The sequence below is a fragment of the Luminiphilus sp. nBUS_07 genome (assembly GCF_051201685.1).
In the GTDB taxonomy this organism is placed as follows: Bacteria; Pseudomonadota; Gammaproteobacteria; order Pseudomonadales; family Halieaceae; genus Luminiphilus.
This window is the reverse complement of sequence record NZ_CP179213.1, coordinates 2,157,303-2,183,711: the sequence shown is the minus strand read 5'-3', so window position 1 is coordinate 2,183,711 and position 26,409 is coordinate 2,157,303. Positions and strand designations below refer to the sequence as shown.

The following is a 26,409-nucleotide window of genomic DNA, read 5'->3' as shown; positions in this document are numbered from 1 at the left end:
GCGAGTATAGTACGCTGGCGACGCAAGGGAGCCAATGAACATGAACGACTCACAATCCGATCTCGAATCCCAGATTGCGTTTCTGGAAAATACGGTCTCAGGCCTCGACAAGGCTATGGCCAGCCAGCAACAACAGATTTTGGAGCTGCAAACTCAGTTGCGTATGCTCCACGGTGAGATTAAGACCCAAGGTGCACGTCTTGATGAGGTTGATTCTTTGCCTCTTGACGCGCCACCACCCCATTATTAAATCGACTTGAGGTAAATCATGTCCTATCGCGTTGGCCTTTCGGTCTTGGCGGCCTTTTTATTGGGGCTGTACATACTTTTCCAAATTGCTACCCGTCCCCCCGAGGCTCCCGAGCACCAAGTCTTCATAAACGGCCAGATTTTAACAATGAACGCTGAGAATCAAGTTGTGGATGCTATGAGTGTGCGGGGGGCGCGCATTGACCGCGTTGGTTCTACCGAAGACATTTTGGCTGAGGTAACCCGTGAAACAATAGTCACAGATTTGCGGGGTAGGACACTGATGCCCGGGTTTGTCGACGCGCACGGGCATTTTCCCGGGTCTGGGCAAGTGGTTTTTTCAACCGACCTTAACAGTCCACCGATCGGCAGTATCGAAAACATGGCTCAGTTATTGGCGCGCCTCAAAAGCGCTCACGAGGCGCGCCCTGATGACTGGCTGACCGGCTTTGGCTACGACGACACGCTCCTAGCCGAGGGTCGACATCCTACTCGAGAAGATCTTGACCAAGTCTCGACAACCCGTCCCATTGCGATTGGTCACGTTTCTGGGCATCTCTACGCGGTGAATTCAGCGGCTCTGGCGGAAATGGGTATTGACGAAAGTACCCCTGATCCGGAGGGGGGAGTTATTCAGAGAGATCCGAACTCTCCGGACGGTCGCCGGCCCAACGGAGTACTAGAAGAAACCGCTGCCAGGCAGGCCCTGCTGAAAGCCCTCGATATTGGACTGACCGATGGCATCCGTATGACGACTTATGCGGCGAGAGAGTATCTGCAGGCGGGTGTCACTACAGCGTCAGCGGGGGGCATGCCCCTGGGGCTCGCAAAGCTTCTAGGACCATTGAGTGAACTTAATGTGTTTCCCCAACGGGTTGCCTTGTTTCCATTGCTCGAAGAAGTTGAAGCTGAGGTGTTATCTGGGGAGTGGCGGCCTGAAGTGCTGGCCTCAGGACGATTATCACTGCCTCGGGTGAAGATCATTGCAGATGGCAGTATTCAGGGTTACACCGGCTACTTGAGTGAGCCCTATTACCAGCCCTACAAGGGTGATGTTTTTTACCGTGGTTACCCCTCGGTTTCTCGGGAGGATCTATTTAGACAGGTGGCAGGCTTACATCGCCAGAAAGTTCAGTATGCTATCCACGTAAACGGGGACGCTTCGGTAGATGATGCCCTCGACGCCATTGAGGCGGCACAACAGTCGCAGCCTTGGCCCGAAGTTCGCCCACTATTTATTCATGCGCAAATGAGTCGTCATGACCAAATCCAGCGCATGGCTGACCTAGGTATAACGCCCAGCTTTTTCTCCAGTCATACGTACTACTGGGGCGATCGCCATGCCGGAATTTTTATGGGGCCCGAACGGGCTGCCAATATGAGTCCTGCACGCTGGGCACTCGACGCGGGAGTTCGTTACAGCTCCCACGCGGATACCCCTGTCACCCCAATGTTGCCGCTGCAGGTGGTTTGGAGCCAGGTGAACTGGATTACCACGGGGGGGGAAGTACTGGGCGAACATCAGCGGGTGTCCCCTGTGGAAGCCCTGCGCGCAGTCACCATTGATGCCGCGTGGCAGGTGTTTTTGGATAAAGACATCGGATCTTTGGAGTCGGGGAAGCTAGCCGACATGGTGGTGTTATCGGGAAGCCCGCTTGAGCCGTCGGATATTCGCGAGCTGGTTGTTGAGCAAACGTTTATCGGTGGTGCTGAAGTATATAGCCGTCGCTAATATTTGAATCGACCATTCACCCCTTGGGGGCGGTTGGGTTTCATTGGGCTCCGGGAGTCGGGTATGCACGATAAAAAAGAACAGCTAGAAAGTTTGTGCGCTGAGAAGCTCGGCCCGGGTGATATCACTGAGCTCACGCAGCTTTCGGGCGGCGCAAGTATGGAGAGCTGGCGTTTTTGTTACGCCGAGCGTCCTCTGGTGTTACGCCGATTGCCTTTTTTATCAGTACCCACTGCGGCATTTCAGGATGATATTGGCGCGGACAATGACGTGGGTTCTATTTCATTGGCCACTCAGGCCGGCCTTATTGATTACCTTCATCGGCGAGGGCTTAAGGTGCCTGAGGTTATCGCCGAACTCCCGGCAGACGGCGAGCTGGGTGAGGGTTTCATCATGAGTTGTGTTGAGGGGGAAGCGCTGCCGAACCGTCTGCTTTATAAGGCTGAATATGCCAACGCGTGTCAGCACCTCAGTAGTCAATGCGCTCGCGAGCTAGCGCACATTCACAGTATCGATCCGGCTGACTTGCCCCCAACTTTACCCGTTCAGTCGCCAAGGGTGTTGCTTGAGGAACAAGAGCGCTTTTATCGACAATTTGGGTCGTCTAACCCCGTGTTCGAGTTGGCTTTCGGCTGGTTGGCTCGTCATTGTCCCGAACCGCAGGAGTATCGACTTGTTCACGCTGACTTCCGGATGGGTAATTTCCTCGTGGACGAGGATGGGTTGACGGCGGTTCTCGACTGGGAGTTGGCGCACATTGGTGATCCCTTGCGAGATATTTCGTTTCTCTGCATACCCAGCTGGCGCTTTGGTCAGTACGATTTGGAAGCAGGTGGATTCGCCACCCAGGAGCAATGGCTCGCAGACTACGAAAAGGCGAGTGGAAAAAGGGTTCCTCGAGAGAATTTTGATTGGTGGATGGTTTTCAACATTCTGTGGTGGGGCGTCACCTGTTTAAGGTTGGGCAGCACATTTCGCGATGGCTCGGTACCCACCGTAGAGCGCACTATTATCGGCCGGCGTATCTCCGAGGTAGAGATTGATCTTTTGCTGGCGCTAGAGGGCCAGCGACCCGGTACAGGCAGGCCGTTAACAGCGCCGCCCGAAAATTTGAGTCCCGAGTTGCCCACGGATGAGGAAGTTCAATACGTTGAGGTAGTGAGTGCGTTGACTCAGTGGAATAAAAATGAGGTTTTAGCGGCCGCCTCTGGGCACGGCATTTTCGCTTCGAGGGTAGCGAACAACGCCTTGGGAATTGTTGATCGTGCACTGAAACTGGGCACGCCTTACGCTCAGCGACAAACGCAAAGATTGACGGCGCTAGGTTACGACAGCGCAGCTTTGGCAACGGCTCTGCGTACTGACTTTGAGCTCTGCATCAGCGAGGTTATTTGGGACCACCTTCGTCTTACAACTTTGGAGCGCCTCACTATTGACCAGCCTCGCTATGCCGGCAGAGCGGTTGCCCTGAAGCGTTGGTATGGATCAAAAGCGCTTGACTAAATGGTGTTCGACCGGCTTTTAGCTCAAGCACCTATTGGGCTTAAACTTTGGGTTGCAGCAATCTAGCATCCCAGTAAAAAGGCCGGATCTCTCGAATAAGGCCATCGGTAAAGCCAAAGCACTCGGCAATTTCAGTATCAAAGGAACGGCCTCCATCACGCACGATCGCCGATAACGTAACTCGCGCAACTACACCGTCGCTGCCCTCGTAATACGATTGCGGCGTTGCCTGAAAGCGGCTGTAGTTGGCGACCAGTGTTCGGCCTAACGCCTTGAGGCCTTCGAGCCCTTGATAGTGACCAGAGAAAGGCAAGGCGGGTGATTCTATAATTTCGAAGTCGGGGTGTAGCAGGGGGGTCACTGCTGGCCAGTCTGCCTGCGGAGCTCTGCGATAAAATGTCTTTACCATTGACAGTGGCGTTTGAATCACGGTGCTGTCAGCGGTGAGTTTACAGGTAACATGTGAGCGAGCCGGACTGGGGTGACCGCCAGTCCGGGGCTATTAACCATGAGGTTCGGTTGTCTCAGGCAGCGGTGTCAGCAAAAGCGAGCTCAGGGAAGCCTGCATCAGACGATTCTTTGAGTTTGTCGTAGTACACATGGGCGCCTCCAAAGAATATCAGCACCCGCGCTTTACGATCTTCACGATTGGCCCCCATCATCCAAGAGTTCACCTTGTCCCCTTCTGCCATCATAGTTTGTGCGTGAATTTCAGCGGTTAAATTGGTCCACTCTTCTTCAGCAGTGGCACTAGGATAAAAGACCTGCTTGCCCTCAGCATTCATCTTCTTAACGCACTCACTAATCCACTGGGCATTTTGTTCGATAGATGTGGGCAAATTCGCAAAGGGGGCTTGGGGGCCCGTCACCATAAAAAAGTTAGGGTAACCAGCAACGGCAACGCCCATAATTGAACTGGATTGGTCCTGCCATTTATCCCGAAGAATTTGACCGCCCTCGCCAACAATGTCCATGGCTTCCAGTGCACCGGTGTAGGCCTTGAAGCCCGTTGCCAGCACGATGATGTCGAACTCGTGATGATTCTGCGTGGTACGAACCCCCGTCTCAGTGATCTCAACAATCGGCTCGTAGTCTTTGATATCGACCAGCTTCACATTATCGCGATTGAAAGCTTCGTAGTAGCCGTGATCGAGAGGTGGACGTTTGGCAAATAGTGGATAGCCTTTGGGCGTGAGCAGCTCCGCTGTTTCAGGATCCTCAACCTTGGCCTTGATCATTTTTTCAATAATAAAGTCAGCCGCCGCTTTGTTAGCTTCTGGGGTTGCCAGAAGGTCGTCAAAGGTTTCAAAAACCCAGCGAAAGCTGCCATGCCAATTTTCCTCAAAGACCTGCTGCACTTCTTCTGGTGTGCTTTCGGCAACCGTTCTACCGGAGGGCGGGTTAAAGCCCATACCGAAGACGTGATTGCGGCACTTATCGATAATTTCTTGGTAGTTTTCTTTGATTTCCTTTTCCCACTCTGGCGTCATGGGTTTTTGCATCGCGGGCATTACAAAGTTGGGTGTACGTTGAAAAACCGTGACGCTGGCGGCGGTTTTAGCGACCTCGGGTAGCATTTGCACAGTGGTAGCGCCTGCGCCAATAATGCCAACACGCTTGCCTGCAAATTCAAGTCCTTCAGGCCAGCGAGAAGAATGAAAACAAGGCCCTTTAAAAGTGGTTTGGCCGGGAATATTGGGGATCTGGGGCTGGGAGATCATGCCCATGCCGCTGATGAAAAATCGGCAGGTGTGGGTAGCACCATCGCCAGTCGTCACAATCCAGATTCCACGGTCTGCTTGATATTCTGCACGGGTTATTTCCGTGTTGAATTGCAGGTGCGGCCACATGTCGAACTTGTCAGCGACAAAGCGCAGATAATTTTGAGTCTCTTCCCATCCGGGGTAGCGTTTAGACCAAGTCCACTCCTCGAGCACTTCTTTAGAGAAGGTTAAGCAGTAATAGTAGCCCTCGCTATCGGTCGCTGCGCCGGGGTATTTGTTCCAGGCCCAAGTGCCGCCAATATCAGGAGCACGATCAAAAACTCTCAGAGAGAGGCCGGCCTCACGTAGGTAGTGGGTGAGGGCGACACCTGCGAAGCCTGCGCCCACAACGATGGCGTCAAAATCTGTGGTTTGTGATGATTGCATTGTTATCTTCCTCATAAAAACCGCTGCGGTACTACGCGTAGTGCTGTTGATTTGTCAGCTCGACCCGACGTGGTACCCGTGCTAAATAGATTTCACAGGATCTCCATCCCAGATCGAGCAGGTGTTATATCCTTAGCAGCCAGTATAGCTGCGGCGCTGGTTGGGATCTTGCGGCGCCAATCTCGCTATAACCTGAAACTTGCTGTCTGTCTTGGCAAGGAGTTTGCTAAACTTACTTGTGTTCAGCAAGTCACTTGGTGACACTATACAACTGCAAGCCGTGAGTGCTTGTCAACCATAGCAGTACAGGAAGAGGGTTTTATCGTGGAAAAAAGCGCAACAACGGTAGGTATTGTCGGCGGTACTGGCGATCTGGGTGCAGGTTTAGCCCGTCGATTGGCCCGAGCGGGTTTTAAAGTCATTATCGGTTCCCGCAATGAAAGCCAAGCACAGGCAGCCGGTGAAGCGTTAAAAGCGCTCGGCGATTCCTCTGGTTGGGGCGCTTTAAATGTGTCAGGAGCAAGTAATCCCGACGCTGCTGCTGCCGCAGACCTTATTTTTGTGACCGTGCCTTTTGCTGCGCATGCTCCCACGTTGGAGAGCATAAAAGAGTCTGTGCAAGGTAAGGTCGTGGTCGACGTAACCGTGCCCCTAGTGCCCCCGAAAGTTGCCCGGGTACAGTTGCCCGAGGGGGGCAGTGCAGGACAATTGGCCCAAATTGCCTTGGGTGAGAACGTTCGCGTGGTCAGTGCACTGCAAAATGTTGCGGCAGCGCACCTCAACAGTGATGACACTATTGATTGTGATGTCCTCGTTACAGGTAATAACAAAGAAGCCCGTCAGCAGGTAATCGATATTCTCGAGGTTATAGAGGTGAGGGGATTTCACGCTGGCATGATCAATAATGCCGCGGCTGCAGAGGCACTGACTTCGATACTTATCAATATAAACAAGCAATATAAAACCCATGCGGGCATTCGTATAACCGGGGTCTGATGCCGCGATGGCTCCCGTGCTTACTCTCACAGCGGTGCAGCAGATACCCCGGGTGAGCCCCGGTGACGACCTTGTGCACCTCGTCATTTCAGCGACGGCAAATCAGGGGCTTGCGCCCGAACCGGGCGATATTTTAGTCATGGCCCAGAAGGTTGTGTCAAAAGTCGAAGATCGGTTGGTCGCTTTGGCTGCCGTGTCGCCCAGCACAGCGGCGATTGATCTCGCTGCTCAAACCGGGAAGGACCCACGCTTGGTGGAGTTAATCCTGTCAGAATCGACGGCTATTGTTCGCTCTCGCCCCGGGCTGATTATCGCAGAGCACCGCTGCGGGCACGTGCTGGCAAATGCCGGCATCGATGCCTCAAATATTGCGCAAAGTGACGGCGAGCACGTTTTATTGTGGCCGGCAGATCCAGACGCCAGCGCTGCAGAGCTCCATCAGCGGTGCACCCAAGCGTACGGCTTTGCGGTCCCCGTGATTATCAACGACAGCATGGGACGCGCTTGGCGCATGGGAACGACAGGTCATGCCATTGGAGTTGCGGGTCTCGATCCGCTTTGGAATCAGGTAGGCGAACAAGACCTTTACGGCAACGAACTTCGAGTAACTGAGCCAGCTACGGCAGATGGTCTAGCGGCGGCGGCGGCCCTGGTGCAAGGAGAGGCGGCTGAAGGTACCCCGGCTGTCTGGGTTCGCGGGTGTCCACTTTCTTCTGGGGGGGCGCGGAGCTCTCGAGCATTGCTACGCCCCCATTCGGCAGATTTATTCCGATGACACCAAGATTGCGAACAGTGCTTCTCGCCGGTGGTGGCGGGGGGGCCAGATTAGCAAGAGGGTTCTATGGTCTTGTGAGTGAGGCAAACACTTTGGTACTGACAAACCCGGGTGATGACTTTGAGCATCTAGGACTGCTGGTGTGTCCCGACACCGACAGCGTGTTGTACGCCGTTGCAGATGCAATCGACGCTAAACGGGGATGGGGACGTGAGAGCGAGAGCTGGTCGGTACTTGCTGAGATTGAACGCCTAGGTGGGGCCACCTGGTTTCAGCTGGGTGATCGGGATATCGCCCTGCATTTGTTGCGTCGCGTGGGGCTGGACGCCGGGCAAAGCTTGGCCTGCGTCACGGCCGATCTTGCTGAGAGGCTCGGTATTCAAGCGCTGCAAATTGTGCCGGCGACAGAACAGCGTGTGCGCACGATTTTAACCACCGGGGAGGGTGATTTAGATTTTCAATCTTATTTTGTGGGGCGAAAATGTGAGCCAAAGGTCGAATCTCTCCAATTTCAAGGTGCCGCCGAGGCCACTCCAGCGCCTGATTTACTGACCTTTCTTAAAGCAGGTTGCGACGCTGTCATATTAGGTCCTTCAAACCCCTATCTCAGCTTGGCCCCAATGCTGGCCATTTCGGGTATTGTTGAGGCATTAGGGAATGCCGCCCCCGTTATGGCTGTCGCTCCTATTGTAGACGGGGCGGCTGTTAAGGGGCCTCTGGCAAAATTGATGACCGACCGAGGGCTGGAGCCGACAGCGTTATCGTGGGTCGACGAAATGAAAACGCTGTATCCGGGGCTGATCGATCTTTGGGTGTTAGACAGCCGTGATCAGGAAGCCGCCGAGGTGCTGCGGCTGCGCGGTGACCGTGTACTGGTATGCGACACCATGATGACGGATACGACGCAGAAAATAGCGCTGGCAAGCCAGCTGATTGAGGAAGTAAAACGCTTTGTTTGACGTAGTGTTGCCACTGAAGGCATTGCCCAAGGCGAAAAGCCGTCTTGCTGAGGTGCTAACTAATAGTCAGCGTCGCGAGCTGATGTTGGCGATGGCGCAGGACGTGGTCGCCGCATTGCTGGCTTGGTCTGATTGTCGCTCGCTCACCATCATTCAGGGTCCCGGTTGGCCACCTATGCTGCCGGTGGTGTCCAAGTTGCGAGTTATTCGAGAAGACGAATCTGGTGAAGTTGATCTCAACAAGATGCTTACCGCGGGCATCGAGAAACTTGTGGGCGAGCGATACGTCGTCGTATTTGGTGACTTGCCAGGGCTTGATGCGGTAGATCTGAAGGCGCTAAGCACCGGGTTTGACAACGATAAAACGGTACTTTGCCCCGATGCCCAAAACGTCGGGACCAATGCTTTGGCGTTCAGCACCCACAATATGCCGGTCTTTCGTTTTGGTAGTAACAGCTTTCGAGAATACGGTCGCAACATTTGCAGTGAGTGCTGTGTCGTTGTGGAGAGTCCCGGCTTGTCCTTTGATGTAGATACGCCTGCTGGGCTGTACGCATTATTGTGGGGCCAAAATGCGGCCATGTCCGTAGGTCCCGCAACTCAAAAATGGCTCCTAGCAGCTCGCAGTTCAGGCGTGATGTGGCGAGGGCAAGAGCCCGTTTCGATGAAGCAAAATGCAGGTGGTCTGTGTTGAGGTTTGAGAGCAATCGGATCGCCAGTGACACTGGGCCTGTCGTTACCACGACGGAACTTTCTGCCATGGAAGGTTGTGCACGGGAGCGGCGTGACAGCAGTTTTGGTCGTGTCATTACCTATAGCCCCAAGGTGTTTATCCCACTGACGCAACTCTGTCGCGATGTTTGCCACTACTGCACGTTTGCGCAGTCTCCGAGTCGCTTAGCAGCGCCGTATATGACCCTTGATGAAGTTTTGGCGGTGGCTCGGGAGGGGCAGGCCGCAGGGTGCACGGAAGCGTTACTCACGCTGGGTGAAAAACCTGAGCTCCGTTACAAGGCAGCTCGGGTGTGGCTGGCAGAGAACGGGTACTCAAGCACGGTTGACTATGTCACTGCTGCTTGCAAAGCGATTGTTGCGGAAACAACACTTATTCCCCACGTTAATGCGGGCACATTATCTCGAGCTGAATTAGCACAGTTGCGCCCAGTCATGGGGTCTTTTGGCTTGATGCTTGAGTCGGGTTCACCAGCGCTGCTCGCGCGAGACGGTGCGCACTTTGGCTCCCCCGATAAAAAACCCTGGCGACGCCTGGCAACACTCGCTCGTGCTGGACGCCTCAAAATACCCACGACGACGGGGCTTCTTTTGGGTATCGGTGAGGATCGCACACAGCGCATTAGTGATTTAAAAAATATTGCGCGCCTACATACTAAATATGGGCACATTCAAGAAGTAATTATTCAAAACTTCCGTGCCAAAAGTGGGACTCGAATGGCAAATTGGCCCGATGTTTCGGTATTAGAGTTGCTTTGGACGATTGCTGCTGCTCGCTTAATTTTGCCGGCCGACATAAGCATTCAAGCACCCCCAAACTTGTCCCCAGACGACTTACTGTTGCTTGCGGATTCCGGGTTAAACGATTGGGGTGGTGTTTCACCAGTAACCCCCGATCACGTCAATCCTGAGGCACCTTGGCCGGAAATCGTACGACTGTCAGCTGCTACTGAGGCGGCGGGAAAAGTACTGCGGGCGCGGTTGCCAGTTTATGCTCAGTATCTCAATGACCCCAGTTGGTTAGACGATCGCATTCGTCCTCGATGTTTAGAGGTCACAGACTCTGAGGGGCGGGTGCGCTCTGATCAATGGCGCCCCGGCGAGCCTGAGTTAGGCCCCCCTGCGGTTTCGAAGAGTCCTGCCCTCCTGAGTCAGAGTCGTGAAATTCTTGCAATTCTGGATCGTCGTTACCGCGGCGAAGCCCTGGAACATAGCGATGTGGTTCGCCTGTTTCAGACCGTTGATATCGATCGTGAAGCGATTTACGAATGCGCAAATCAGCTGCGGTCAGAGCAGGTGGGAGAAACGGTGACGTTTGTCGTTAACCGTAATATCAACTACACCAATGTTTGTAAGTACAGCTGTGCGTTTTGCGCGTTTTCAAAGGGGCTACCTAAGTCAGAGGGTCGCGAGCGGCCTTATGACATTACAGGTCACGAGTTAGCACGCAGAGCGTCGGAGGCCTGGGGCCTAGGAGCTACCGAGGTCTGTCTGCAGGGTGGAATTCACCCCGGTTACGACGGCAATACCTACCGCACCATTGTAGAAGCGGTCAAAGCTGCAGAGCCTGAGCTGCATGTGCATGCTTTTTCTCCACTTGAGCTACACCATGGCGCCGAGACGCTTGGGCTGGGCATTGAAGACTACCTGCGAGTACTCATGGAAGCAGGGCTGGATACCGTGCCCGGGACCGCAGCTGAAATATTAGATGATCGGGTGCGTGCCAAAATTTGCCCTGACAAGCTCAGTGCGGGGCAGTGGTTGGAGACTATGGCGGCCGCACACCGGGTCGGGCTGCGCTCCACAGCGACCATTATGTTTGGGCATATTGACCACGCCGAGCATTGGGCAACGCACCTGTTAGCGGTTCGTCATTTACAACTTCAAACGGGCGGTTTCACCGAATTTGTACCCCTGCCATTCGTGGCTCGAGAGGCGCCCCTGTACCGACGTGGGCAGGCCCGGCCTGGCCCGACGAGAGAAGAGTCTCGAGGCATGCATGCTATCGCTCGAATTGTCCTTGGTGACGTCATTCGCAATATTCAGGCGTCTTGGACGAAGTTAGGGCCGGTGGAAGCTTTGCACTGTTTAAATCTTGGGGTTAACGACTTGGGCGGCTGCCTTATGAATGAGAGTATTTCTCGTGCTGCCGGGGCAGGGTATGGGCAATGCTGGTCGCCGGCGGCCATGCAGTCAGCAATCCTTGGGGTGGGTCGTGTTCCGTCGCAGCGAACAACGCTTTATGGCTCGCCTCCCGAAGAGCGAAAGGCGCAAATTCAGGCTACGCCGTTGCAAATATTGCCCCTTGAACAGCCAATGGCAAAAATTAAAGCAGAAAAAAAACTGGCTTGAGGGTAAATCGGGCTTGACGGCGCTCGCACTTTTTTTTAGCTTGCTAGTAACAAACAAGCCGCTTTCCTGGTTAGTAATAGCGGCTTACAAATGCTGTCAGGCTGTGCTACGCAGTGTGTTAAAAATAATGCAGTGAACGTGTGGTAGGTAAGACGTGGGGGCTGTAGCAGTGAGCATCGACGAATTGCAGGCAAAAATTGATCGTTTAGAAAGTCGCCAAGCGATAGAGGACCTTGCGTCAACCTATTGTCACGGTTTTGATAAGCGCGACGAAGCACGCTTTTTGAGTATTTGGTGGGAAGACTGCGTTTGGGCCATTGGCCCGCCTTTTGGCGACTTCGCTGGGCATGCTGGTATTTTGAGTGCGCTGCACGATGTGCTCTGGCCAGCATGGGGAATGAGTCAACACATTACTTCCAACCAAGTGGTGGAATTTACTGATCCCGATCACGCAACAGCATGCTGCGACGTCGACTGTACCGGTCTACTGTCGGGTAGTCCGAACGCAACCTTTGTTGGTGCCACCTATACCGATCAGGTCGAACGTCGTGGGGGTCTTTGGAAGATCCGCCGGCGCGATGTTGTCATCCATTATTTCAATAGTTTTGAGGGAGACACACTTAGCAAACCAGAGTAAAGACAGCGCCCAGTGATTTGTGGGGGCACCATTTTGAAACAGGGTAGAAGACCAAGGTCACGCTAAAACTATAATTTAAAAATAACGTTATCACCGGAGCAACGACATGAAAAAGCATCCCTTAGCAATAGCAGTACTCGCTGGCATCGTTTCAGCAACGGCAACGGTAGAAATAAAGGCACAGGAGTTGGCCCTTGAGGAGGTGGTCGTCACCGCGCGTAAGCGCTCGGAGAACCTGCAGGATGTCGGCTTCTCCGTCAGTGCACTGACCAAGTCTGAAATTGAAGGGCAGTTCGCTAGAGACATAACAGACCTTGCCAATATTTCACCTAACATTGTGATTGACGATACCGCTCAAGGGCCCGGCGGCGTTGCTGCAATCTTTATCCGCGGCGTCGGCGTTGCCGATGTTGAGAAAAACTTTGACCCCGCTGTTGGTGTGATTGTTGATGGCATGTTTATCGGTTCAAATGCCGGTAGCTTACTGCGCAGCATCGATATAGAGAGCATGGAAGTGCTCAGGGGTCCACAAGGCACGCTGTTTGGCCGCAACACGATTGGCGGCATCATCAATATCACCCGCAGCAAGCCCACTGGCGAATTGGGCGGCAAGATTCGCGCAGGCTACGAGGAGTACGACACCTATTACATGGATGGTATTTTTAACTTTGGTCTGGGTGACAACGTCGGTGTGAAGTTGTCTGCGGCGAAACGCGATCAGAGTAAGGGCTACTATGATAATGATGAAATCGGTCGCGATGTCGGCCGTAATGATTACCAATCATTTGGTGCCAACATTCTGTGGACACCTACGGATAATCTCGAACTCGAATATACCGGGCAGTTTGAGGAGACTGATCAAGATACCCCGCCGCTGCTGAATACCGGGCAGGCACGTCACGCTTTTTGCTCTGGTTATGGTTATTGTTCTCCCAGCATAGATTCAACCATCACGGGTGATCGGCGAAAAACTTCTAACGTCGGTTATATTCCCCCCGATCCTGGCGACCAAATCATTGCCTTCTCTTCTCCCGATCAGGCTGTAGAGGCTGATATGGCGGCCACATTTGATGCCGACACGCACATCATTGAAGCCCGCTGGCAAGCAACCGACGCCATTAGCGTCGATTATGTTTTTGGCAGCTATGAATCTGACGAAACAATCATTTCTAACTGGGACGGTACACCTGACTTTCTGTACGGAACGACTCGCCCAGCGACTTATGAGCAAACGTCCCATGAGCTTCGTTTGGCTTGGGACAACGGCGGTGCCGTTAACGCGGTGATGGGCGCTTATCTGTGGGACTCCGAGTATGAGATTCCGTTGCGTTCTTGGGTGGGCTTTGTCGTTCCTGGCACTATCCTCGATATCTTGCAGAAAACGCGACAAGAGAGTGAGTCCCAAGCCCTTTTCGCTGATGTCGACTGGCGCATCACTGACGCTTTGACGTTGAACTTTGGCGGGCGCTACACCAAAGACGAAAAGAGTACGGAACAAACGGGCAACGTAACGGCGAGTGCTGATGAATCATGGAGTGAGTTTACGCCACGGGCAAGCCTTCGCTATGAGCTGAGTGATAGTCTGATGACCTATGCGACTTACTCGTCGGGTTACCGGTCAGGCGGATTTAACGGCCGGGTCAACTCACCTGAGGAGGCGACACAGCCATACAATCCAGAGACGGTTAATAACTTCGAACTCGGCTTTAAGCATCAGAGTCCTGACAACAGGCTGCGACTTAACGGTGCTGTGTTCTACATGGTTTACGACGATAAGCAGGAAGAGTTACAGCTGCCCTCCGATACCGGTACGGGGCAAAAAACGGTTGTTACGAATGCATCGGAAGCAGAGATCTGGGGTGTAGAGCTGGAAGCGCAGGCGATCATTGGTGAAGGTCTGACATTGCGCGCCAATGTCGGTTATCTCGATACCGAATATGACAGCTTTGGTTATACCGACTTACAAAGCGGTCAAGAGGTCGACTTTAGCTACCTAGAGTTTCGCCGCGCACCTGATCTAACGGGCACCGTCGATGCGACCTACGAGTGGCCAACGGCGAGTGGTCGTATCTGGGTTCGAGGGGCCTACCATTACTTAGGCGAGCATTACGTTAACGTGACAAATGCACCTGAGCTCAAGAATGACGGTCAGCACCTACTCGATGCGTCGGTTAACTGGGAGATTAATGATCTTCGCTTGAGCGTGTTCGGACGTAACCTTTCTGATGAGGACGGATATACTCACGGTTACGATGTGGCGGGCCTGTGGTCATACGCGGCAACGCGCCCACCAAGAACCATTGGTGCGGAGATCGTCTGGAACTTTGGAGAGTAAGGCCGTGAGCGACGCTATCACTCAGTTATTGGCGAAGCAGGAAATTCTCGAGGTGGTGGTCCGTTATGCACGGGCCATTGACCGTCTCGACGAGGCGCTGTTGAGGACACTATTTCATCCTGAGTCAACACATAACCACTTCTATGAGGGGCCCTCTTCGGCGCCTGATAGATTGGCTACTGACGATGACCCGGGGGATTTTGTGCGCTACGCGATGGCTGTTTTGAAAGCTCATGCGCGAACACACCATCAATTAGGTAATACGCTGATAGAACTGACTGGGGAAACTACGGCCCATGTCGAAACCTATTTCACGGCGTTTCACAAGATGCGTGGAGCGGGTGACCCCCTGGCGGGCCCCGACGCCTTTGATACAGAGATGGACTTTTTTGTTGGAGGAAGGTACCTCGATAAATTTGAGCTGCGTGGGGGTCATTGGAAAATTATCCACCGTACTGGCATGACCGATTGGATGCGTCTTGATCCACCCTCGGCACGGGGTATGTCTGCTCTGGATGCCAGCGTAGTGGGTCAGCGTTTTCCCGATGATTTTATTTATCAACTACCCTCAGTGTAGTCAGCGATGATTGCCAAGATTTAGGAGTGCAGCAAATGGAAAGACGACTGGAAGGGCAGGTGGCTGTCATCACTGGCGGTGCTAGCGGCATTGGTGCGGCGACGGCTGAAAAGTTAGTGGCACATGGCGCTAAGGTCGTGCTGGGCGATATCCAAGAAGATCGCTTGGCGAGTTTTGTCGAGTCGCTCAATGGGCAAGCGATTGGTTTACGCTGCGATGTCACTCGAGAGGAGGATGTGAAAGGTTTGGTTGATGCGGCCATTACGACGCACGGGCGCCTTGATGTGATGTTTAATAATGCGGGTATCGTGGGTGCCATTGGCCCTATGGATACGACGCCTACTGATGAGTGGAAACTCACGTTAGATATTCTTTTAAACGGCGTTTTCTATGGCATGAAGCACGCCTCGGGTCATATGAAGCGTGCTGGGCGTGGCTCTATTGTCAGTATGAGTAGCACGGCGGGTGTGATGGGGGGGCTTGGGCCTCATGCCTATGCGGCGGCTAAACATGCTGTAGTAGGCCTTACAAAGAATCTGGCTGCTGAAGCTTGTGCCTTTGGTGTGCGGGTCAATTGTCTGGCACCTGGGCTTATAGCCACACCCTTGGCGGCAGCGGCCACCGTGGGGGACCCGGATGGCGTTGAACAAGCCATTCCTACCTTCGCTGAATTATCGCCGCTTCCCGGACGCGCTGGCATGCCTGAGGATGTCGCCAATGCAGTGCTGTGGCTAGCATCAGACGAGTCGGGCTATGTGAATGGTCAAACGATTGCGATTGATGCGGGCCTTACAACGGGCTCGAAGCCCGGCGATCCAAATTTCGCCGAGTATCAGCCCATCCTACGTGAAGCCGGTAAGAGCGGAATGTAAGCCGTTCACTTTTAGAGAAGCTTGCTGAGGGTGTTGTGGGAGCCCTCAGAGCACCTCAATCGCCGCATTATAAATGCAGAGGTGTTACTGGAGCTTTTCTGTGGTGCTGCTGTCTGATGTTGACTCTGCGGTTGCACTGTTTTTTTTGTCGCTTTCCGCTTAGAGGCGAGTCTAGTCATCCGGTTTAGTTGCGGTTTGGGGTATGCCACTCGTGATGTTTTGTCGCTCGAGCAGGCTGAGGGAGGCGAGTAGCGTCACGATCCACAGCGCCCATTCGGATTCACGATAAACGGTGGTGAAGCTTGCGATGGTTAGACTGGTCCAGTTGAGAAATAACAGAACTCCCGCCAGTTTTTTTGTGCCTGTGCATTGGTTTGATGCCCTTAATATCAGCCAGCCGCTCAGCAACCAAAGCGCAGTGAAAAGCAGCCCTCCTAGCAGTCCGTAACTCACGAGCATTTCCAGCCACTGCAAATGCGTGTTGGTAGTTGCCATGGTCTGGTTGCCAGCGAATTTTGCGAGTTCAGGCGGCCAACTAATGGCTCTGGCCGCTTGGTAGCCGCCGCCAAACCAAGGTGTTGCTAAAAAAGCATCAACGCCCTGTTCAAAGAGTGCTTCACGAAACCCAAGGCTCTTATCCACTGGAAATAGTTGGCCCCTGAACCAAAGCCCCGCAGCGCTAAGCAGCAGTGCTGCGCTCAAACTCATCAACAGTCCTTTACCTCTGTACAAAAACACGCCTAGGCAGGCTAGAACTGCAAGAGCAATGAATGCGGTGCGCACTGCGCCCAGAATCAGCAAAGTACCGAGGCCGAAGATCCCGATACAGCAAAGTGCACGTAACACCCGGCGGTTGGCTGTAAGAGCGCACCCGAGCAGCAGCAGCATAGCGGCCAGTAAAGTTCTCGAAAACGGATGCGGGTTGAAAACCCAAGAAGGTCTGATTGGGTCGCCGCGCTTTGCATCGATTAGGTCAAGTACAAAATTCGACCCTAGAGTCAGGTAGGTAAATGCATCGACAAGATAAACCGCAGTAAACAAGAGTGCTATCGATGCGGAAAAATAACTAAGTTCGCGCCAGTCTCTGGTGTTGAGGTTGCAAACAACGGCAGGTGATGCGACCGCGAGCAGCAAAAACCACCGGCCCTGTGCAAAAGTTGCCTCCAATATGTTGACGTTGTTGTTGAACAGGTTCGACAGCAGAAATGCACTCGTCAGGGCCACCATCGTCAGCATGAAGCCCCAGTATTGCCTCCAGAACACAAAAAACTGTTGTGGCTGGGTGGACAGTTGCAGGGCGCTAGTGAGAAGGAGTAATAACGCGGTGACATTGACTGGCCCGACGTTAACCAAAGGTGAGATGGCAAATAAAGCCAGCGAGCACTTGAGAAGTCGTGTTATCACGATAGCGCTGTCGTTTTACCGGGCGTGTTTGCAACGCAAAAAAGGCGGCAGTAACAAGCGTTAACAACGATGGCGACAAATTTTGAGGTGATAGCAAAGTTCAGCAACGACAGGGTCTCGACGTTAAGGGCGACGCCAGTCTAACACCCCAGATCTTTAAGGTTACTGGCCTTTGTAAAACCGGCCGTTCAATAGGTGGCGGGGTTGAATGTTAGCCGTTGTATTTAAGAGACCGGACGCCGCGCTTGTTAATGGCCGAGCTGGGTGGCTTTACCCGGCTGGTTCATTATGCTTTTATCTTATATCTAAAGACTAAAAATAAATAACCTTTGGAAAGCGAGACGCTTGAGTCTCGATAGGAGATTTTTTGATGAGACAATTAATTGGGGTAATCATACTGCTATGCATTGCGGCGTCAGGGGTTTCGGTTCAGGCAGAGAATTTACGGATTTTGGGTGAAGACGACGTTTTTGTGGCCACTCTGCCCTCGGGAGAAGAGTTGTCGATCACTCGGCAAATGACGTCTTGTGCGAAGAATAAAGGCTGGTTGCAGCCGCTGGTGCCCGAGCCGGGCATTGTGCCAGTGACGGAAATTGAGGTGCTCAATGCCATCAACGACCCCGCCTTTACTTTGGTCGATATGCGCACTGAGGACTGGTTTTCAGACGCCACGATTCCGGGCGCGGTGAATATCCCTTACACCGAGGTGGCCATGCGTATGGATGAGCTCGGTTGTCTCAAAGGCGCAGCAGGTTGGGACTGCACGGGTGCTGTGAATGTAGTGGGATTTTGTAATGGTCCCGTTTGCCCACAAAGCCCGACAGCGATGCGCGCCATGATTCGAGACGGCTTTCCCGCGGATAAAATCTATTACTACCGCGGCGGCATGCTGGACTGGGACGCTCTAGGCCTGACCACAGTCGAGGGCGATTTTTAGTCGCTGTGCGAACTGCAGGCTAATTCGGTCTGCGTGACCGCCGGTTAGTCGTAAGGTTCCGAGCTTACCTTATACCAGCCGCCGGACTGTACACGTCACGGCGGCTATTCCCCCCGAGATTGAACTGCCTAGCTTTCTTTTTTTTTGGTTCGCTCAATGAACACGTCATGCCCGCAGGCCTCAAAATTGAATACTCGCTGGAGCCGCTGAGCCCAGGTCATGGCGGCATAGGGGGTGGCATTGCCCTCGCACTGGCACAGTCGGGCGCTAGTGTTTGTATCGCTTACAGTTGGGGTTACTGACTATTGATTGAAAATACGAATAGCCCCTGCCCATCTGCGGGTTGATAAATCTCCGGGAAGAGCACGGCGGTCAACGCGCGAAATACACCAATGCCAGTTTGAATCGCCACAAATTGCTGGCCATTGGCGGCATAGGTAATAGGGTAACCGTGTGCTGGTGCAGGCAGACGTGTCGACCATAGGGTTTCGCCTGTCTGAGTGTCCAACGCTTTAAACCGCCGATCGAGATCGCCGATAAAGAGCAGACCGCCATCGGTTGTTAAGGCACCGCTCAAGAACAGGGCGGCCTGTTCGACCTCCCACACTGGTTTCATGTTCACCACGTCAACTGCGATGAGTTTGCCAACCGCGTCTTCCTTACCGGGCATGGGGTAGGTGGCAACATCAGCGCCATAACCGCCGCCACCGGGCCCTAGATCTACTGCACGCGGTGTCATGTCGGAACAGAGCTGATGAACCGGCAGAAAAAGCAGCTGCGCAGTCTCGTCAAAGGTTGCTGACTGCCAGTTATGGCCGCCGTAAATACCTGGACAGGCTGTGAAGGTATCCCCAATGTCTGCTTCAACAATATCTTCGCGGTACGTTAGTGCTCCTGTGTCACGGTTCACGGTAAAAATATTTTGTTCCATGGTCTCCATAAGGTCGATGTACTCGCCTGTTTGACGATTCAGCTTCCATAGAATGCCGTCTTTACCGACAGTCATAACTTCAGGTACGCCATTGGTGGTGGTCAAAATTCGCTCGAATCCGACCTCCATATCAATAGTCTCGCCCGGGATATGTTGAAAGTACCATGCCATCTCGCCGGTCTTAGGATCGACGGCTAAAGTGGAGTTGGTATAGAGCGCGGCATCACCGGTAGTCATTCCTCGACTTACTGCTGCCCAAGGTTTTGGCTGGGAGGTACCAAAGATAACCCGCTTAAGTTCGGCGTCGTAGGAACCCGCAATCCACATATCACTGCCGCCTCGCCGATCTGCCGCAATGTTCCCCCAACTCTCAAACTCAGGAGAGCCCGGCAGGGCTAGGGTAGAGGTGCGCCATAGCTCCGCGCCGGTCGCAGGGTCGTGTCCTGTGATAAAACAACCATCCTCAGTAAACAGCTCGCACCCATTAATGCCGCTCACCACGATGCCATCGGCGATGATGGGTCCAGCACTGTGGGTATAGGCTTTGCGATAATCGGCTTTTTCGCTGCGCCACAACTGCTGACCACTCCGTGCATCAATGGCCACCACAGCGGCGTCATAGGTCGCAAGAAATAAGCGATCTTCAAAAATGGCTATGTTGCGTGTTGGCCCACCAAGCAGCCTAGAACCCTTGGGGAAGTTGTATTGATACTCCCAAATAAGATCCCCTGTGGCTGCGTTGATAGCTTGTATTTTGTTGTTGGGGTGGGTCAGAAACATGACACCATCTCTTACCAAGGGCGTGCCTTGGTTACTGCCTTGATGCATGGCGATGGACCAGCTTAGACCCAGTTGACGAACATTCGACCGATTAATGGCTTTGAGTGGGCTGTGTCCATGACCATCAGGTGTGCGTCGCCAATTAAGCCAGTCGGCGTCGGGGGGGGTATTGATGTCAGCGGTGGTGACCGGGCGAAAGCCCTCGACCATTCGCGGTTCAAATTGACCGGCATTTCGCGCCATGTCCATGACGGCATCGGCCCCAGAAAATTCGGTGGCCGCCGATTCTGCGTCGCCCTTGCTGGCTTTGAGGCCACCTGAACTTGCCAATAAATTGGAGTCCTTTAGCGATGCGGCATTGTGCTCGATGATGTATTGAATCAGTGAGGCGTGTTCATCTTCGGATAGAGTGTGTGATTCCCCTGGGGGCATGCTGCTCATAGTCAGGCTAAGAAGCGCCTGAGCATCTTGTTCGCGCCATTTATCAAGGAAGGGTTTTCCCGCTAATGCCGCTCCATGGGCGGACCCACGCAAACTGCTACTGTGGCAGGAGGCGCATTGCTCTTCGTACAGCACCTGTGTGGAGGAAGAGGCCTGAACTATCGTCGGCACTGCCAGAAAAAACGTGATGAGTGTGAACAGCCTCATAGTATTAGCTCCGGTAGTTTGCATTGGGTGGGGGGATTTCAATGCGTTGCGCTTGTTATTTGACGGCTTTTGAAGCTGCAGGCTCAATGCCCCACGAACATCGAATTACGCTGCAGCTTCCAGCGGCGTTAATTTAGCCCTCTAGATAGTGGCCATACTTCTCTAAAGCTTGGGCGCGTTGAGTGGGCGTGTGATACGAAGGGAATAGCGCGTCGTGCGGGGCGTAATCGCGCAGCACGCCTTTAGCGACGGCTATTTTGTGGACTTCTGTTGGTCCGTCAACGACACCTAATTCAGGGATATTGGCCCACATATGTGCCAGCGGCGTTTCGTCAGAACTGCCTAAACTGCCGTGGAGGTGCATGGCGCGAGAAACCACTTCTAAAAGCACCTTAGGTGTCGCGGCTTTGATTGCAGCGATTTCCTTGCGGACCTCGCGATTATATTCTTTGTGCTTATCGATCAGCCAGGCGGTGTACAGAACATGCAGTCGATACTGCATCATGATGGTATAGGCGTCGGCAATTTTTTCTTGGGTCATCTGCTTGTCGGCAAGGAGTTCGCCCTTCGTTTTACGGCTCAAGGCGCGTTCACACATCATGTCGATAGCTTTGCGGATAACACCCACGCTGCGCATAGCGTGGTGTACGCGACCACCGCCAAGGCGAGTCTGGGCAACTAAGAAACCGTCACCTTCTTCACCCAGCAGATTACTTGCCGGTACGCGACAGTTTTTAAACTCAATGTAAGCGTGAACACCGTCACCTTGTTCTACATAGGGTCCCACAGCCGAATTCCGGATGATATCCATGCCCGGTGTGCCTTGCTCAACTAGAAAAATAGACGCGCCTTTGTGAATTGGCACATCAGGATTGGTTACAACCATAACCAGCAAAAAGGCGCTGAAGCGTGCATGAGAGGCAAACCACTTCTCACCGTTGATGACCCATTCATCGCCATCTCGAGTTGCGGTGCAAAGGAACTCTCCGGGATCGGCGCCTGCTTGGGGTTCGGTCATTGAGTAGCACGAGGCAATGTCGGCGTTAAGCAGCGGTTTGAGGAACCTTTCCTTTTGATCCTCTGTCCCAAATTTGGCCAATATCTCGGCATTACCCGAGTCGGGCGCTTGGCAACCAAAAACACTGGGCCCGAAACGGCTTCTTCCCAAGATTTCATTCATAAGACCCAAGGCGACTTGGCCGTAGCCTTGTCCGCCCAATTCAGGCTCGAGGTGGCATGCCCAAAGTCGTTTGCTTTTAACAATCTCTCGCAGTGGTGCCATGGCCGCGGCGGCAGGTGAGTTGGGGTCCCAGGGGTCCCCCGGTTCGCGGAAGACCAAATCGAGGGGCTCAATTTCTTCTTTAGTAAAAGTGTCAATCCAATCGAGTGACTCTTGGAAGTCGGCGTCCGTTTCAAACGACCATGTCATGGGTGATCTCCTCAATCCATCGTGTCATGCCCGATTTGCTCTGCTCAATGCCTCAAACTGATGTCTGTGGCTAGGAGATGCGGTCGAGCCCTTGTTGTGTAATGATAAGTGTAGACTTGCTTAACGCAAACAAGCAATGTGCAGTCAGTCTATGAGTTGTGTTTTCAGTAGGTTTTACACGCTCCGACGAAGAATTTGGTGCACATCTGGGGTTGTTAAAATTGCCAGCTAGTTGTAACTTGTTCCGAACAAGTTTAACTCAATAATAACCCGAAAACACCATGGCGTTTGAATTGGAGAAAATAATGAGCGGTGACCCTAGCAATCAACCGGTATGGCTGGTCACTGGTGCGTCTCGGGGTATCGGCGCTGCAATTGCGGCTCGAGCGAAGGAGCAGGGGTGCCGCGTAGTGATTGTGGCCAGAGGTGAGGAAGCTGTCAGTACGGCTGACCGTTTGGGCGCAGGTGTGGTAGCGATTCAAGCCGACGTGAGTGATGTTGCCGCTGCCCAACGTGCGGTTGATGAGACCATTGCGACCTTTGGACGCATTGATGTTGTCGTCAACAACGCTGGCGTCCATCGGGGCGGCAAAGTCGAGCGGTTAAGCCCTGAAGATTGGCAAACCGTTCTCAACGTCAACCTCACTGGAGCCCTCAATATGATCAGGGCGGCAAAGCCGCATATGGAGGCGGGGGCCAGCATTATAAATATCGGTGCTGTCGTAGGCTTTCGAGGATTTCCCGGGGATGTGGCTTATGCGTCGTCAAAAGCCGGCCTATCGGGAATGACTAACGCACTGGCCATTGAGATGGCCAAGCAAGGCATCACGGTCAATCTCGTGATTCCGGGCCTAGTTTTGACTGATATGACCTCGGGACTGACTGACGCTGCGATGGATAATATGAAAGCAAAAATTCCGATGGGCCGATTGGGTCAAGACCGAGAGGTTGCTGAAGTTGTCTATTGGGTTAGCCAAAGTCGCTACATGACCGGAGCCACAGTCCCTGTAGACGGCGGGCTCATGTGCAGTTTTGGGGTTGTCAGTCCATGAGTACCGCGTCTCAGGATGCCGTTTGTCGCTGGCTCCAAGAAAACCTGCACTGGTCTAATGTTCAGTTTTTAGGGCCCTTGAGCGGTGGTAACTCAAATTTAACTTGGCACTTCTCCAGTGCCGAACAATCATGCGTTGTCAGAACAACGCCGGACGAGGCTATCTCGCCGAATTCTGCTAGGGGAATTGAGCGCGAGTCTAAAGTGCTGAAACTTGTGGAAGGCATCGTTAAGGCTCCTAAGCTAATCGCCTGGTGCGATGATACCGAGGTGATGGGGCGGCCTTTTTTAGTTCAAGAGTGGATCAATGGCAGCTCGGTAACTGCAACACTCCCCAACGCTGATTGGGACCCCGTGGAAGCTACCAACGCGCTGGGTGAAGACATGATGCGACAACTCGCTGACGTCCACAGCATTGTTTGGCCTCATGAGGCCCTGTCTTCATTAGGGCGCCCTGATAATTTTGTCAGTCGCCAGTTAGAGCGCTGGTTAGCTGTTCGTAAAGAACACGCTGTCAGAGAGCTTCCGCTGCTGTTCGAACTGGGTGCGTGGCTACAGGATAATAGGCCTGATACAGAACGCCCGGCGCTGATTCACGGTGATTACCATCTTGACAACACCTTGGTAAGCACGGAAACCCCAGAGATCAAGGCCATTATTGATTGGGAGCTCGCCACTGTCGGTGACCCGGCAATGGACGTCGCGCTGGCACTGTTGTTTTGGGGTGACAAGCGCGCCTGTGTCCCCCCGGCGTTTTCTCATTTGCAAGCGATCTCAAGGCGTTCAGGGGTTGTCGACCGAAGGCATCTGGCTGGGGTTTGGTCTAGTGAGACGGGTCGCTCCACCGACGCAATGGGTTACTACATCGCACTCGCTGCTTGGCGACTCGCTGCAATAATAGAAGGTGCTTATGGTCTCTACGTGGAGGGTAAAGTTAATACCCCCTACGCTGCCGGACTCGAGCACGATGTCCCTGCGTTATTAGCCGAGGCCGAGCAGGCCGCGGCTGGAAATTGGTAGCGCAACCTATGGCCGTCAATGACCCCAGCATGTTGAGCACCATGATGCATACGCCTCTTGGTGTGGCCACTCTGTTTAAATTTGGGGCTCGTCATTTTTCCAGCAGTCGCGTCGCCGACTATGACGGCGTGGATCTCCATTGGTGGTCCTACCGGGAGATAGAATCACTGGCGGGTCGAATGGCGAATGGGCTGGCGACATTGGGCGTTGGCAGTGGCGATCGAGTAGGCACATTTCTTTGGAACGGAGTGACGCATCTAGGGGTTTATCTTGCCGCCCCTAGTATGGGTGCGGTCATGCACACGCTTAATTGCCGGCTTGCTGCGGACCAAATTGCTTATATTATCAACCACGCGCAGGATCGCTGTGTTTTTGTCGATGGTCGATTGGAGGCCCAGTTTCGCCCCGTTCTCAGTCAAATTCCTGAGGTACGACATATCATTGTTGCGAATCCTCAAGGTGGTCTTGAGGACGACCGAATTATTAGCCTTGAGAGCCTGCTTGATAACCAGCTAGAGCATCATGACTGGCCGGAAATTCCAGAGACACAGGCGGCAGGAATTTGTTACACCAGCGGCACTACGGGTAATCCTAAGGGCGTTGTTTACAGTCACAAGACGACCTATCTTCATGCTTTGGCTTCGCGATCTGTAGACAGTTTCGGTGTACAAGAGCGAGACACCATATTGATGCTGCCAGCCATGTTTCACGCCAACGCTTGGGGTTTTCCCTACAGCGGTTGGATGTCGGGTGCGGATATGGTGATGCCCGGACCTCACACTCAGCTCGAACATTTAAAAACGATGATTTTGGCGTCACAACCCACATTAACGGCGATGGTGCCTACGATACTAGGCGACCTCTTGCGAGATAAGGCGCTGACCCAAGATCAGATGGGCACTTTCAGAGCTTTGGTGTGCGGCGGATCCGCCGTGCCCTCGTCTATGATTGAGGGCGCGCGTGATCGCTGGGGTGTCCCTGTCATTCAAGGTTGGGGGATGACCGAGACCAGCCCGATGTGTGTGCTGTCACACCCGCCAAAAGACTTGGCTGACACGCCAGAGACGCAGTGGCGGATGAAGAGTGGTCGGCCAGTCCCCGGAGTGAGCGTGCGCGTTGTTGATGAGGCTGACTGCCTTCTGCCCGAGGACGGACACACGGTGGGGGAGCTGCAGTTGCAGGGAGCCTGGGTGACAGGAAGTTACCTTGATATTGAAAGTGACGCCTTTACTGCAGATGGCTGGCTGAGAACGGGGGACGTGGGACACATAGACAGGCAGGGGTATGTGCAACTGACTGATCGTATGAAGGATGTTATCAAGTCGGGAGGCGAATGGATTTCTTCGGTTGATCTTGAGGATGCCATATTACAAACTCCGGGAGTTGCTGAAGTTGCGGTTATTGGCGTTGCCGATGAGCGTTGGCAGGAGCGACCACTGGCGGTTGTTGTTTGTGCGGATGAACTACTCGCCTCTGCGGCCCAAATCAGAGCGTTCCTGCAAGACAAAGTAGCTAAGTTTTGGGTGCCTGAATACTGGTCTTTTGTCTCTGAGTTACCCAAAACCAGTGTCGGCAAGTTGGATAAGAAACAGCTCCGTTTAGATCATGGTGACGGTCACTTGCCTATCGAAATTTGCCGTGAATAAATGCACCAACCACAAAATAAGAAGGACAGCTTGTCCATGAGTAAAAGTGTTGTAAAAACCACATCTAATGATCAATCAGGTGCCATCAACAAACAGGCAGAGCGCAGTGCTCAGTCTGATAAAAAAATGTTTGAGGCGGCGATTGACCTCATTAATAAACGCGGTACCGCGAAGACTACGCTCAAGGATATTGGAGAGCACGCTGGCTACAGCCGAGGTTTGGCGAGTTATCGCTTTGGATCGAAAGACGGCCTTTGGATGGAGTTATTCGATAAATTTGATGATATTTGGAAGCAGCATATTGCAGATTACATCAAGGATAAATCTGGATTAGATGCGCTGCGCTGTGCCATTCACGCCCAGCGCGATATTTTTCGAGTGGAATCTGGCTACCTGAGAGCCATGTACATTTTGTGGTACGAGTCTCTAGGAGAAGCTTCTGATATTCGCGCCAGTCTTGCCCACCACCACAAAATTTATCGACGGGACGTTTCCAAATGGCTTGAGCAGGGCGTTGAGGCCGGCGATTTCAGCGCGGACATCGACTGTCAGCAATTGGCGGGGGTTTACTGTTCGATGATGTTTGGTGCGATTTATCAATGGGTCGTTGCAGCAGATGCGCTTGATCTAGATGCATTCTTCGCCTACCTCGAGCAAATGCTGACCTTTTACGTAATCAACGCGAGGCATTAAA

The 26,409-nt window shown here is 53.3% G+C and carries 23 protein-coding genes; 18 read left to right on the top strand and 5 right to left on the bottom strand.

Translation table 11 applies throughout. The features are described 5' to 3' along the window. The first annotated feature begins 40 nt into the window (after positions 1 to 40). The 3 genes from ACMAZB_RS09720 to ACMAZB_RS09710 all read left to right on the top strand — a co-directional run bounded on the left by ACMAZB_RS09720 (position 41) and on the right by ACMAZB_RS09710 (position 3,484). A complete protein-coding gene (locus tag ACMAZB_RS09720; RefSeq protein ID WP_435211393.1) occupies positions 41 to 250 on the top strand; it encodes a SlyX family protein in 210 nt (69 codons plus the stop codon). Between the two features lie 18 nt (positions 251 to 268). Next, the gene (locus tag ACMAZB_RS09715) at positions 269 to 1,981 is read left to right on the top strand and encodes an amidohydrolase (RefSeq protein ID WP_435216796.1); all 1,713 of its coding nucleotides are present in this window, start codon (positions 269 to 271) and stop codon (positions 1,979 to 1,981) included. A gap of 63 nt (positions 1,982 to 2,044) precedes the next feature. Further along, on the top strand, positions 2,045 to 3,484 hold the full coding sequence (locus ACMAZB_RS09710; RefSeq protein ID WP_435216794.1) for a phosphotransferase family protein: 1,440 nt from the start codon (positions 2,045 to 2,047) through the stop codon (positions 3,482 to 3,484). Positions 3,485 to 3,524: 40 nt separating this feature from the next. Here the strand turns inward: ACMAZB_RS09710 and ACMAZB_RS09705 are convergent, their stop codons facing one another. Both ACMAZB_RS09705 and ACMAZB_RS09700 read right to left on the bottom strand, forming a co-directional pair. After that, positions 3,525 to 3,845 (bottom strand): nuclear transport factor 2 family protein, encoded by a 321-nt coding sequence (locus tag ACMAZB_RS09705; protein ID WP_435216792.1) that lies wholly within the window; start codon positions 3,843 to 3,845, stop codon positions 3,525 to 3,527. Between the two features lie 163 nt (positions 3,846 to 4,008). Further along, entirely contained in the window at positions 4,009 to 5,634 is a 1,626-nt protein-coding gene (locus tag ACMAZB_RS09700) for a flavin-containing monooxygenase (protein WP_435216790.1), read from the bottom strand. A gap of 324 nt (positions 5,635 to 5,958) precedes the next feature. Here ACMAZB_RS09700 and npdG point away from each other — a divergent pair, with 324 nt between their 5' ends. The 9 genes from npdG to ACMAZB_RS09655 all read left to right on the top strand — a co-directional run bounded on the left by npdG (position 5,959) and on the right by ACMAZB_RS09655 (position 15,869). After that, the gene (gene npdG / locus ACMAZB_RS09695; protein WP_435216788.1) at positions 5,959 to 6,630 is read left to right on the top strand and encodes an NADPH-dependent F420 reductase; all 672 of its coding nucleotides are present in this window, start codon (positions 5,959 to 5,961) and stop codon (positions 6,628 to 6,630) included. 7 nt (positions 6,631 to 6,637) lie between these two features. Continuing rightward, positions 6,638 to 7,405 carry a coenzyme F420-0:L-glutamate ligase gene (cofE, locus tag ACMAZB_RS09690; protein ID WP_435216786.1) on the top strand — a complete coding sequence of 256 codons (768 nt, stop codon included), beginning with the start codon at positions 6,638 to 6,640 and terminating at the stop codon, positions 7,403 to 7,405. After that, positions 7,402 to 8,364, top strand: coding sequence for a 2-phospho-L-lactate transferase CofD family protein (locus tag ACMAZB_RS09685; RefSeq protein WP_435216785.1), 963 nt, complete (start codon positions 7,402 to 7,404; stop codon positions 8,362 to 8,364). The genes cofE and ACMAZB_RS09685 overlap by 4 nt, the downstream gene beginning before the upstream one ends. Beyond that, the gene (cofC, locus tag ACMAZB_RS09680; protein WP_435216783.1) at positions 8,357 to 9,058 is read left to right on the top strand and encodes a 2-phospho-L-lactate guanylyltransferase; all 702 of its coding nucleotides are present in this window, start codon (positions 8,357 to 8,359) and stop codon (positions 9,056 to 9,058) included. The genes ACMAZB_RS09685 and cofC overlap by 8 nt, the downstream gene beginning before the upstream one ends. 65 nt (positions 9,059 to 9,123) lie before the next feature. Then, entirely contained in the window at positions 9,124 to 11,448 is a 2,325-nt protein-coding gene (gene cofH, locus ACMAZB_RS09675) for a 5-amino-6-(D-ribitylamino)uracil--L-tyrosine 4-hydroxyphenyl transferase CofH (RefSeq protein WP_435216781.1), read from the top strand. 169 nt (positions 11,449 to 11,617) lie between these two features. Continuing rightward, a complete protein-coding gene (locus ACMAZB_RS09670) occupies positions 11,618 to 12,085 on the top strand; it encodes a nuclear transport factor 2 family protein (RefSeq protein WP_435216779.1) in 468 nt (155 codons plus the stop codon). 106 nt (positions 12,086 to 12,191) lie between these two features. Further along, on the top strand, positions 12,192 to 14,420 hold the full coding sequence (locus ACMAZB_RS09665; protein ID WP_435216777.1) for a TonB-dependent receptor: 2,229 nt from the start codon (positions 12,192 to 12,194) through the stop codon (positions 14,418 to 14,420). 4 nt (positions 14,421 to 14,424) lie between these two features. Continuing rightward, entirely contained in the window at positions 14,425 to 14,997 is a 573-nt protein-coding gene (locus tag ACMAZB_RS09660; RefSeq protein ID WP_435216776.1) for a nuclear transport factor 2 family protein, read from the top strand. Between the two features lie 35 nt (positions 14,998 to 15,032). After that, the gene (locus tag ACMAZB_RS09655) at positions 15,033 to 15,869 is read left to right on the top strand and encodes a glucose 1-dehydrogenase (RefSeq protein WP_435216774.1); all 837 of its coding nucleotides are present in this window, start codon (positions 15,033 to 15,035) and stop codon (positions 15,867 to 15,869) included. Positions 15,870 to 16,040: 171 nt separating this feature from the next. On the opposite strand, the gene ACMAZB_RS09650 is transcribed toward ACMAZB_RS09655, so the two are convergent. Further along, on the bottom strand, positions 16,041 to 17,273 hold the full coding sequence (locus ACMAZB_RS09650; protein WP_435216772.1) for an O-antigen ligase family protein: 1,233 nt from the start codon (positions 17,271 to 17,273) through the stop codon (positions 16,041 to 16,043). A gap of 370 nt (positions 17,274 to 17,643) precedes the next feature. Between ACMAZB_RS09650 and ACMAZB_RS09645 the strand changes: the two genes are divergently transcribed. Both ACMAZB_RS09645 and ACMAZB_RS09640 read left to right on the top strand, forming a co-directional pair. After that, complete coding sequence (locus ACMAZB_RS09645; RefSeq protein WP_435216770.1) at positions 17,644 to 18,210, top strand: rhodanese-like domain-containing protein; 567 nt, start codon at positions 17,644 to 17,646, stop codon at positions 18,208 to 18,210. A 167-nt stretch (positions 18,211 to 18,377) separates the two neighbouring features. Further along, complete coding sequence (locus ACMAZB_RS09640; protein WP_435216769.1) at positions 18,378 to 18,512, top strand: hypothetical protein; 135 nt, start codon at positions 18,378 to 18,380, stop codon at positions 18,510 to 18,512. Here the strand turns inward: ACMAZB_RS09640 and ACMAZB_RS09635 are convergent. Further along, positions 18,506 to 20,569, bottom strand: coding sequence for a PQQ-binding-like beta-propeller repeat protein (locus ACMAZB_RS09635; protein WP_435216767.1), 2,064 nt, complete (start codon positions 20,567 to 20,569; stop codon positions 18,506 to 18,508). The two genes, ACMAZB_RS09640 and ACMAZB_RS09635, sit on opposite strands and share 7 nt — an antisense overlap. A gap of 133 nt (positions 20,570 to 20,702) precedes the next feature. Then, complete coding sequence (locus ACMAZB_RS09630) at positions 20,703 to 21,998, bottom strand: acyl-CoA dehydrogenase family protein (RefSeq protein WP_435216765.1); 1,296 nt, start codon at positions 21,996 to 21,998, stop codon at positions 20,703 to 20,705. 305 nt (positions 21,999 to 22,303) lie between these two features. On the opposite strand from ACMAZB_RS09630, the gene ACMAZB_RS09625 reads away from it, so the two are divergent. Genes ACMAZB_RS09625 through ACMAZB_RS09610 form a run of 4 tightly spaced genes read left to right on the top strand, consistent with a single transcriptional unit; the run spans position 22,304 to position 26,408 of the window. Next, the gene (locus ACMAZB_RS09625; protein WP_435216763.1) at positions 22,304 to 23,050 is read left to right on the top strand and encodes an SDR family oxidoreductase; all 747 of its coding nucleotides are present in this window, start codon (positions 22,304 to 22,306) and stop codon (positions 23,048 to 23,050) included. Then, positions 23,047 to 24,069, top strand: a complete 1,023-nt coding sequence (locus ACMAZB_RS09620) for a phosphotransferase family protein (RefSeq protein ID WP_435216761.1) — start codon at positions 23,047 to 23,049, stop codon at positions 24,067 to 24,069. The genes ACMAZB_RS09625 and ACMAZB_RS09620 overlap by 4 nt, the downstream gene beginning before the upstream one ends. Positions 24,070 to 24,077: 8 nt before the next feature. Then, a complete protein-coding gene (locus tag ACMAZB_RS09615; protein ID WP_435216759.1) occupies positions 24,078 to 25,715 on the top strand; it encodes a long-chain-fatty-acid--CoA ligase in 1,638 nt (545 codons plus the stop codon). 36 nt (positions 25,716 to 25,751) lie between these two features. Then, positions 25,752 to 26,408: a TetR/AcrR family transcriptional regulator gene (locus ACMAZB_RS09610; RefSeq protein ID WP_435216757.1), complete on the top strand. Its 657-nt coding sequence runs from the start codon at positions 25,752 to 25,754 to the stop codon at positions 26,406 to 26,408. Position 26,409: the final 1 nt, after the last annotated feature.